Annotated in this window: 7 protein-coding genes and 3 tRNA genes; 3 read left to right on the forward strand and 7 right to left on the reverse strand. The window is 40.2% G+C overall.

Annotated features, from left to right (window positions below; translation table 11 throughout):
- Positions 1-58: 58 nt before the first annotated feature.
- On the reverse strand, positions 59-850 hold the full coding sequence (proC, locus tag DD627_RS08500) for a pyrroline-5-carboxylate reductase (RefSeq protein WP_068806251.1): 792 nt from the start codon (positions 848-850) through the stop codon (positions 59-61).
- Between the two features lie 198 nt (positions 851-1,048).
- Here proC and asnB point away from each other — a divergent pair, with 198 nt between their 5' ends.
- The 3 genes from asnB to DD627_RS08515 are packed head-to-tail and all read left to right on the forward strand — an operon-like array spanning position 1,049 to position 5,673.
- Entirely contained in the window at positions 1,049-2,923 is a 1,875-nt protein-coding gene (gene asnB, locus DD627_RS08505; RefSeq protein WP_260274826.1) for an asparagine synthase (glutamine-hydrolyzing), read from the forward strand.
- 5 nt (positions 2,924-2,928) lie between these two features.
- Entirely contained in the window at positions 2,929-4,149 is a 1,221-nt protein-coding gene (dapG, locus tag DD627_RS08510) for an aspartate kinase (RefSeq protein WP_260267845.1), read from the forward strand.
- 42 nt (positions 4,150-4,191) lie between these two features.
- The gene (locus DD627_RS08515; protein ID WP_260267844.1) at positions 4,192-5,673 is read left to right on the forward strand and encodes a UDP-N-acetylmuramoyl-L-alanyl-D-glutamate--2,6-diaminopimelate ligase; all 1,482 of its coding nucleotides are present in this window, start codon (positions 4,192-4,194) and stop codon (positions 5,671-5,673) included.
- 64 nt (positions 5,674-5,737) lie between these two features.
- On the opposite strand, the gene DD627_RS08520 is transcribed toward DD627_RS08515, so the two are convergent.
- The 6 genes from DD627_RS08520 to DD627_RS08545 form a co-directional block, all read right to left on the reverse strand.
- Entirely contained in the window at positions 5,738-6,574 is an 837-nt protein-coding gene (locus DD627_RS08520; RefSeq protein ID WP_068806263.1) for a metallophosphoesterase, read from the reverse strand.
- A 216-nt stretch (positions 6,575-6,790) separates the two neighbouring features.
- Positions 6,791-6,862 (reverse strand) — tRNA-Gln (locus tag DD627_RS08525).
- A gap of 9 nt (positions 6,863-6,871) precedes the next feature.
- Positions 6,872-6,954: transfer RNA gene (locus tag DD627_RS08530), tRNA-Tyr, on the reverse strand.
- A 104-nt stretch (positions 6,955-7,058) separates the two neighbouring features.
- Positions 7,059-7,880 (reverse strand): metallophosphoesterase, encoded by an 822-nt coding sequence (locus DD627_RS08535; protein ID WP_068806265.1) that lies wholly within the window; start codon positions 7,878-7,880, stop codon positions 7,059-7,061.
- A gap of 109 nt (positions 7,881-7,989) precedes the next feature.
- A complete protein-coding gene (locus DD627_RS08540) occupies positions 7,990-9,489 on the reverse strand; it encodes a peptide MFS transporter (RefSeq protein WP_375710193.1) in 1,500 nt (499 codons plus the stop codon).
- A 94-nt stretch (positions 9,490-9,583) separates the two neighbouring features.
- Positions 9,584-9,656, reverse strand: a tRNA-Thr gene (locus DD627_RS08545).
- Positions 9,657-9,731: the final 75 nt, after the last annotated feature.

Genomic DNA, 9,731 nt, shown 5'->3' on the forward strand with positions numbered 1-9,731 from the left:
TTCAGTTTTATTTAAGTTCATTATAATCGGTATAGACCACAACTGCAAGGAGAATCTGTTATTCACCTTTTTCTTTCGCAATGGTGGCATCAATGCCTTTGACTACCGAGGTCATAAAACCGGCCTCTTCCATTGCTAGAAAACCGGCGACCGTTGTCCCACCTGGTGAAGAAACCTTATCAATTAAAGCAGCTGGGTTATCATCGGCCTCAAGAACCATTTTGGCACTCCCATTCACAACTTGGGCCGCAATTTTGGTTGCTGCCTGCTTAGTCAACCCATACTTAACGCCCGCTCGTGATAACGCATCAATGAAAAAGTAAGCATACGCCGGCGCACTACCTGCAATCGCTCCAAAGGTTGTGAAGTCAGATTCAGATACTTCCATGACCTTCCCAACTTTTTCAAAAATATTTTTACCAATATTAAATGGTGAATCTGTTAGTGGGCCACTTGCAGCCAAGGCGGTCATCCCTTCATTAATTTCAACATTAACGTTTGGCATCACCCGCATAATTGGCCAATCACCAATAATGGCCTGCATTTCGGCAATCTCTAGACCAGAAACGACGGAAGCCACTAATTTGTCAGCACTGTTCACTTCCAATTTAATATCAGTTAACACCTGTTTGGCAATGTCTGGTTTAACGGCTAATACCACCACATCCGCCTTTTTAGCAACCTCTTCATTACTAGTTTCCAGCGCCAACTGATTTTGTTTTGCAAATGCCTCATAATGTTCAAGGTGACCACTGTGCACCAAAATGTCCGTTCCCGAAACTCCCGCCTTGATCAACCCAATAATAATGGCCTTTGCCATGTTGCCAACTCCAATAAATCCAATTTTCATTTTTATTCACTTACTTTCTTTTTTTATATTCCCATTTTATCATTTTTCAAAATAACAATTTGTTTTCGTTGTGAAAACGCTTTTTTACAGTTAAAATTAGTTAATTCTTGATTTATACCGTTTTTTAAACTTGATTTAATCTGTTACCTATATAGTCATAAATATAAAGTTAATAAAACAAAAAGAGGAGATGGCCGTATGTGTGGATTCGCAGGCTGTTTGACCGACCTTTCAAAAATCGACGGTCAGACTGAAAACAATACAGTTCATGAAATGACAAATATGTTGGTCCATAGAGGCCCTGACGATAGTGGCTACTTTGAAGATGCTCACATCACCATGGGATTCCGGCGTTTAAGTATCATTGATTTGGATGGCGGCCATCAACCCCTATCCTATGATAATGAACGCTACTGGCTAACTTTTAATGGTGAAATTTATAACTTTGTTGAGTTACGGAATGATTTAATTAAAGACGGATACGGTTTTAAAACAGAGTCTGACTCCGAAGTTATTTTAGCTTTGTATGCCAAATACCAATCTGACGTCACTAAATATTTACGCGGCATGTTTTCGTTTGTGATTTGGGATAAACAAGAAAAGACTTTCTTTGCTGCTCGCGACCAATTTGGTATTAAACCATTTTACTATGCCATCCAAGGCGACCAGTTATATTATGCTTCCGAAAGTAAAGCCATTTACAAAATTCTTGCGCAGCGAACTTTTGATCATGATGCCTTGCAAGATTACATGACATTCCAATTTGTACCAGAACCAGAAACCCTAACTAAAGAAATCAAGCTACTTTCACCAGGATGTACATTAACCAAAAAAATTGGTGATGATCTCGTAATTAATCGTTACTACCATCGAGAATTTCATACTTCGAGCGAATCGGAAACGGCCTACATCAAAAAGATTCGCGAAGTTTTGTTAGATTCCGTCAAAATGCATATGCGCTCTGACGTGCCAGTTGGTTCCTTCTTATCTGGCGGAATTGATTCATCAATTATTGTGGCCATGGCAAAAAATTTTAACCCCAACCTAGAAACGATTTCAGTTGGATTCGAACGCGAAGGCTACAGTGAATTAGATGTTGCCCAAGAAACGGCTGAAAAATTAGACGTTAAAAATTACAGCAGTTTAATTACCCCTGAAGCATTCATGGAAGCTTTTCCTAAGTTTGTTTGGAGTATGGATGATCCCCTTGCGGATCCGGCTGCTGTGCCCCAATATTTCTTGGCAAAAGAAGCTGTGAAACATGTAAAAGTAGCCTTAACAGGTGAAGGTGCTGATGAGTTGTTTGGTGGTTACACTATCTATCACGAACCAGAATCATTAAGTGTATTTAATTACACCAAGCCCTTAAATGGCGCTTTAAATCATATTGCCCGATTAATTCCGCGTGGCGTAAAGGGTCGCTCATTTTTGTTACGTGGCACCACACCCCTTGAAAAACGTTATGTTGGCAATGCCTTTATATTTAATGAAACCGAAAAACGTGCATTTTTTAAAAATTATAATCTCAGTCATCCATTTCAATCCATTACCAAACCATTTTATGACGAATCACAAGATTATGACCCGATTACAAGAATGCAATTTATTGATATGCACACCTGGTTAAACGGCGATTTGCTTCACAATGCTGACCGAACTACCATGGCACACAGTTTGGAATTACGAACCCCATTTGTGGATCGAGAAGTTTTCAAAGTGGCTTCCAGCATTCCAGCTGATTTACGAATTAGTCATGGAACGACCAAATATATTTTACGAAAGGCAGTTGAAGGTATTGTACCTGATCACGTCTTACATCGTAAAAAATTAGGTTTCCCTGTGCCAATCCGTTTCTGGCTAAAAAGTGAAATGTATGATTGGGCACGCACAATTATTCAAGATTCCCAAACGGATCAGTATTTTGATAAAAACTACTTTTTAACGTTATTAGATGATCACCGTGATGGTGTTGCAGATAATTCCCGAAAATTATGGACGATTCTCACCTTTATGATGTGGCACAAAATTTATGTGGAAGAGTTAGAACCGAAGAACGATAGAGAGTTGGTATAGATAAAATGGAGATTGTTATTCAAAAATTCGGGGGCACTTCTGTTAAAGATGTAGCCGCTAGAAAGCAAGCTTTAGTGCATGTGAAATACGCAGTTGATCACGGTAAAAAAGTCGTGGTTTTGGTTTCCGCCTTTCGGGAACCAGGAGCATCCTACACAACAGACGGTCTTTTAAATCTGGTCCACAATAACCAATCAAGGTTATCTAAACGTGAGTTAGATATGTTGGTTTCCGTTGGTGAAATTGTTTCCGCAACCGTGTTTACAGAACAGGCCCGTGAAGCTGGCTTAGATGCCACTGCTTTAACGGGCAGTGAGGCCGGAATTGTAACCGATGATGAATTTCAAAATGCCAAAATACTTAACGTTGACCCGACTCCTATCAAAAAAATGTTTAAAAAGACGAATGTCGTCGTTGTTGCTGGGTTTCAAGGTGCCACTAAAGATGGCGAAATCACAACCATCGGCCGTGGCGGTTCTGATGTCTCGGCTGCCGTTTTGGGTATGGCCTTAAACGCTGAATTGGTAGATATTTTTACCGACGTAAGCGGCATCATGACGGCGGATCCTCAACTTGTAAAAAGGGCCCGTTGTCTCAAGTCCATCAGCTATGATGAGCTTGCCAATTTGGCCCATAATGGCGCTCGTGTCATCCATCCACGAGCTGTTGAAGTTGCTAAACAAGCTAACTTATCAATGCGGATTCGGGCAACCTATCAACAACCTGAAGAATTAGGCACAATTGTTGGCGAAAGAAATCCCCACATTTCTCATTATCGAACTGTTACAGGTATAACCAACCAAAACAACTTAACTCAATTTTCTGTTTCAACTGAGAACCTAACATCTGGTCAGATTTTCCAATTAATGGCCGCACAAAATCTCAGTATTGATTTTATTAATATTTCTACCGATTCGGTTGTTTTCAATTTGCCACAAATGGATACCTGGCTTGCTGAAAAGACTTTAGCAACCGCCCATGCAAACTATCGAATGGTTTCTGATTGCGCCAAGGTTGCCATTGTAGGAGCCGGAATTACGGGCACTCCAGGGATCACGGCCCGGATTGTCAACACATTAGCCAAGCACCATATCGATATTTTACAATCAACTGATAGTTATACGACCATTTGGGTTCTAATTCATAAAACCGACCTCACTGCGGCTTTAAACAGTTTACACGATGAATTTTTACAAAGCCATCAATTCACCCTTACTCAACAGTAATGTCAGTCAGTTATCTGCCTATTCTAAAAAGGAGCGTTCTCAATGAAAGTTAGCAAATTAATTAATAGTTTAAAATTCAAGCAAGTTCAGCCAACTATCACAACTGATTTTGATGTGACAATGTTGACTCAGGATACCCGCGAGATTCAACCTGGTGCGATGTTTATCGCCGTAGGTGGCTATCACATTGATGGTCATACATTGGTTAAACAAGCTGTTGAAAAAGGCGCCAAAATCATTGTGGCTCAAAAGCGGATCAACGTTACCGTTCCTGTTGTGTATGTACAAAACACTGAACGAGCCATGGCAATCCTTGCCGATGTTTTTTTTGAGGCTCCTAGCCAAAAAATGCATATGATTGGTGTGACTGGCACCAATGGCAAAACAACCGTTACCCATTTAATCGACCAAATTTATCGAGATCAAAATCAGGCGACTGGTCTGATGGGAACCATGTATCGCCGCATTAAAGATGAAACTTTTCCAACTGAGAATACCACACCGGATGCCATCACAACGCAAAAGACTTTGGCACAAATGCGCGAAGTTGGCGTAAAAATCGTTTCAATGGAAGTTTCGTCGATTGCTTTAGTTTTGGGCCGCGTTTGGGGAATTGATTACGATGTTGCTGTCTTCACAAATCTCACGCGTGATCATTTAGATTTTCACAAAACTATGGATGATTATATTCACGCTAAAAGTATGTTGTTTGCTCAATTAGGCAATAAATATAATGCAGACGGCACTAGTAAAGTCGCCGTTTTAAATACCGATGATCCCGTTGGTCGTGAGTTTGAACAATATACCGCTGCCCACGTGTTGACCTATGGGCTCAATACCGATGCGATGATTCGTGCTCAAAACATTCAGATTTATAGTCATGGTACTGAATTTGACTTGTCCGTATTTGGTCATCTCACCCATGTCACAACGAAACTGATTGGCCAATTTAATGTTTACAATCCGTTGGCTGCCTTTGCCGCGGCTTATGCAGGCGGGCTACCAGAAGCACAAATTATCACTTCATTGGAAAAAGTTTCGGGGGTAAAAGGCCGTTTTCAATCCATCCCTTCTCATACAGGGGTCCGGGTAATTGTTGATTATTCACATACACCAGATAGTCTTTTAAATGCTTTAGAGACCATCCATTCCTTTGCTAAAAAAGACATTTACTGTGTGATTGGTTGTGGTGGCGATCGTGATAAAGGAAAGCGGGCCAAAATGGCAAAAATTGCCGTTGAATACAGTACGAAGCCGATTTTTACCGCGGATAATCCACGTACAGAAGACCCGCAGGCTATTTTAAATGATATGCTAGCCGGCGTTCCAAACGATCACCCCGAAGTTTACATTGATCGCCGGGAGGCCATTACGAAAGCTGTTGAATCGGCTAAGTCGGGAGACGTCATCCTGATTGCCGGAAAAGGACACGAAGATTACCAAATTCTTGGTCGAACCAAACATCATTTTGACGACTGTGAAGAAGCCGCCAAAGCCCTGGCGTTAAAACCAGTGGCTGATTAATTAAATAAGATGTTAAAAAAGTCGCAAATCCAGTTGTTCATGGGTTTGCGACTTTTATCATTGCTTACTTGGGATCTTTTGACAGAAAATCTTCTTCAATTAACTTATTTGGAATCTCCTGAACTTGTTGGTTCACCACAAATTTTGCTGAAACGAACCCTCCATTTGGATCAAGCGTTAATGCCACAATTCCACCACTAAATGCACCGGAACGACTACCAGCATCAATTAAATAACGCGGTACATCTTGACTGTCAGCTTGCATTTTTATGAATCCGGATCGATTAAAGATCTGAACTGGTGTATGTCCAGTGACAATCACCTTACCTAACTCATTTTTATGCCATCCCGCTGATTCCAATCCTGCATTGAAATAATAGTCATTTCTAATCCAAAGTAAATCGTCTTTTTCTTGTTTATTAAGACTCACTCCCCAACGAACACCAGCATGGACTGCAAGTATTTTGCCAGTTTCCCAGGTAAATGGTCGATTACTTAAGAACTTCGTGTAAGGGGCCAGTTTTGGAGCATTGAGTGCCCTTTGAATCACAGGTAGCGCGCCGGAGTGAATTCCTAATTTTCGCCACGTATGAGCACCACCATTAATTCGCCACGTTTGATAACTCAAATCATCACCAGTAGCTGTCTGTACCCAAAAATCATCATGGTTGCCAAGTAATACAATATCACTGTGCTGATTAACCCGATTCATCAAAATATCTAAAACACCTAACGGATCAATTAATTGCGTTTCTTCATGCTTTGAAAAATGCCGAGTTGCTGTCCCATCAATGTAATCACCTAGAAAAATCAGGCGATCCTCTTCCGTATTAATGGCATTCAAAAGTACTTTTAAATCATCACTAGCTGAATGAATGTCACCGATAAATGTATAATTCATTAGACGCCTCCGTCTATTCCACTACTAGAAAGAAAACTCATCAATAATAAAAAAATAAGCCCACCTAATATGAACCTATTGTACCGTAAATTTTTGAAGATAAGAGGATAACCTATTTTTCACTAAAACTTTACTACCTAAGTGCATTAATAGAAGATACAAAAAAAGCCTCTACATCAGTACTTAAACTGGTAGCGACTTAGAAAGGCGTAACTATTGGGCTAGATGGGATCGAACCATCGCATCTCGGGATCAAAACCCGATGCCTTACCGCTTGGCTATAGCCCATTCATAAAATGGAAGGGAGTGGATTCGAACCACCGAACCCGAAGGAGCGGATTTACAGTCCGCCGCGTTTAGCCAGACTTCGCTACCCTTCCCTTTTGAATTGCATTAAAACTTCTAACGCATCCGACTAAAATATAATACCGAAAATTTGAACAAATATCAAGGGGTTTTTACAAATTTCCTCAAATTAATTTTTTTAAAGGTCAAAGAAAACCAGTCGTGATCGCCATTCGGCGAGGAAAGTATCATTTTGCCATTCCTTAATTCGTTTTGTATAATAACCTACTGATTGATTGTAGTAAGTCGTTTTTTCAAATTGCTGTGGAGCTGGATGAATGTGCATATGACCGAATATTACCTTATTAACTTCGAATTGTTCTAACACTTGTCCTAATTTTGCACTCCCCATATAGGCATTAGCCATATTCCATAAATTTCCTTCAGGTGCATAGCGAATATAATTACGTCGTGGTACAAAATGTGTAAAGTACAGGACACGTTTTTGGGCCTCCTGAGCCGTTTTAAGTTGTTGAGTAGTTTCATCTAAAACTAGTCCCATTCTTTCACCATCGGACATTGGTTGCTTAATAGACCCATCTATCCAGTAAGCACGCTTCCAAGTTTCAAAATTAGCGATAGTTTTGCCCTTAACATTGTCCGCAAAACTGTAATCATACCACCCGTTATTACCAATTACCCGCCAGTCGGTCTCTGGCACATCAAAATATTGGTTATGCAAATAACTATTATCAAGTTGGCTCTCTAATTCTTCGAACGTAACGCCATGAACCATATCATGGTTCCCAGCAATAAACTTTACAAGCGTTTGGGAACCTAATTCGTTTTGTAAGTTTTGCACATACGCTAGACTCTTTGTAAAATCATTAAATAAATCACCAGCAATTAAATACAACCCAACGTTTTGTTGGCTTAAATATTCTGCTTGATTTTTTAGTGTTTCATCAACATCTAAGCGATTTACGTCAAAGTGGTTGTCACTTGTTATTGCAATCCTCATATTTGTCTCCTTTCACACTGTTAGTTGATCATTTTACACGCCTCACAAAAAATTGTCTTCTAATTAGAAAAAGATCAGTCCTTTAAAGAACTGATCTTTATTTTTAAATTTAATTGATACCGACCATCTTGGATGAAATCCATTTAGATAACAAGAGCAATAGAAGGCCAAAAACAATGCTGACAGCGCCGACAACCAAGAAGTAAGGAACTTCTGTCGCGCTCGTGTAAAAACGTACAATTTGGGCATTAATTGCTTGACCAGCAGCATCTGCCAAGAACCACATACTCATCATTTGAGAACTAAATGCTTTTGGTGCTAGTTTAGTAGTTACAGAAAGACCAATTGGCGAAATTAACATCTCACCAATTTCAACAATTGCCCAGCTACCAACTAACCAAAGGGGATTGACTTTACCAGCCGTTCCAAACATCATTCCTGGTAAAGCAATGAATAAGTACGAAACTCCCGCAAACGCCAACCCATAAGCAAACTTATGTGGAGATGTAGGTTGCTTGTTCCCCATTTTAATCCACATCCAGGCAAAGAATGGTGTATATAACATAATAAACAACGGATTAAGGGACTGGAATTGTGAAGCCGCCAAAGTAATTGGCCCTAAATGTAACTGTGTTCGTTGAGCCGCGTATAAGGCAAGAACCACTGATCCTTGTTCTTCAATTGCCCAGAAAATCACTGCGGCAATAAATAACGGAACATAAGCCCAAAGACGAGAACGTTCAATTTTAGTCACTTTGTTACTTGAAAATATCAAAACAAAATAAATAATTGGTGTGGCAACTGCCACCAAACTTAATAACAAGACAACATTGTCAATTGTCATGGCATTGGCCAGTTGCATAACGAGCAGGATAAGCGCAAAAATAACAACCCCAATGGTCACCTGCCATCCAAGTTTATGTGCGTCCTTAGGCTCAAGTGGGTCAGAAGGATACAAACTGTCTTTGCTTAAGTACTTTTTCCCACCTAAGTAGTATTGAAGAAGACCAAAGAACATTCCAATTGCAGCTAGTGAAAAACCAACGTGAAAGTTCACGTGTGCTCCTACCCAGCCAACAAGCAGTGGCGCAATCAAGGCTCCTAAGTTAATTCCAAAAACAAAGATGCTAAATCCTGAATCACGACGAATATCTTCTTCGGTATATAACCCGCCGACCATTTCAGAAACATTAGGCTTTAATAACCCAGTTCCGATGACGATCAGTGCAATTGAAATAAATAGTGCTGGGGCTCCAAATGGTAGTGCTAGTGCAATATGTCCTAACATGATGAAAATACCGCCCCAAAAGACAGTTTTTCTTGGTCCTAAAATACGATCACTAACAAAACCGCCGATTACACTCGTTAGATAAACTAATGAACCATATATGGACATCACAGAAGCAGAAGTTGTCTGACTAAAACCGAGACCACCCTTTGATACTGCATAGTACATATAGAATAACAGAATGGCACGCATTCCGTAATAACTGAAACGTTCCCACATTTCTGTAAAGAACAATGTTGAGAGCCCTCTAGGTTGCCCAAAGAAGGACTTATCATTGCTCACGTCACTTTGGTTATTCAATTTATTTCTTCCTCCAAACATCTCTATGTAGCTTATCGTGTATTATTTTTAGGGGTAAAGCTTCCCAAATTCTCCTAAAAACAACAAAAGACACCATAAACGGTGTCTTATTCAATGCCGGCTAGGCGACTTGAACACCCGACCCTCGGTTTACGATACCGATGCTCTACCAACTGAGCTAAGCCGGCAGGTATAGAAAAAGATGCTAACTTTCAATTGAGAAGGTTAACATTTATCACTACTCCGGCAGGCGGACTCGAACC

Origin of the sequence: Pediococcus sp., from assembly GCF_003533255.1 — a bacterium.
Taxonomy (GTDB): domain Bacteria; phylum Bacillota; class Bacilli; order Lactobacillales; family Lactobacillaceae; genus Pediococcus; species Pediococcus parvulus.

What these genes read in the sequence shown, in the direction of transcription:
- dapG (WP_260267845.1), top strand. Translation starts at nt 2,929, where the DNA reads ATGGAGATTGTTATTCAAAAATTCGGGGGCACTTCTGTTAAAGATGTA.
- asnB (WP_260274826.1), top strand. Translation starts at nt 1,049, where the DNA reads ATGTGTGGATTCGCAGGCTGTTTGACCGACCTTTCAAAAATCGACGGT.
- DD627_RS08540 (WP_375710193.1), bottom strand. Translation starts at nt 9,489, where the DNA reads ATGTTTGGAGGAAGAAATAAATTGAATAACCAAAGTGACGTGAGCAAT.
- DD627_RS08520 (WP_068806263.1), bottom strand. Translation starts at nt 6,574, where the DNA reads ATGAATTATACATTTATCGGTGACATTCATTCAGCTAGTGATGATTTA.
- DD627_RS08515 (WP_260267844.1), top strand. Translation starts at nt 4,192, where the DNA reads ATGAAAGTTAGCAAATTAATTAATAGTTTAAAATTCAAGCAAGTTCAG.
- DD627_RS08535 (WP_068806265.1), bottom strand. Translation starts at nt 7,880, where the DNA reads ATGAGGATTGCAATAACAAGTGACAACCACTTTGACGTAAATCGCTTA.
- proC (WP_068806251.1), bottom strand. Translation starts at nt 850, where the DNA reads ATGAAAATTGGATTTATTGGAGTTGGCAACATGGCAAAGGCCATTATT.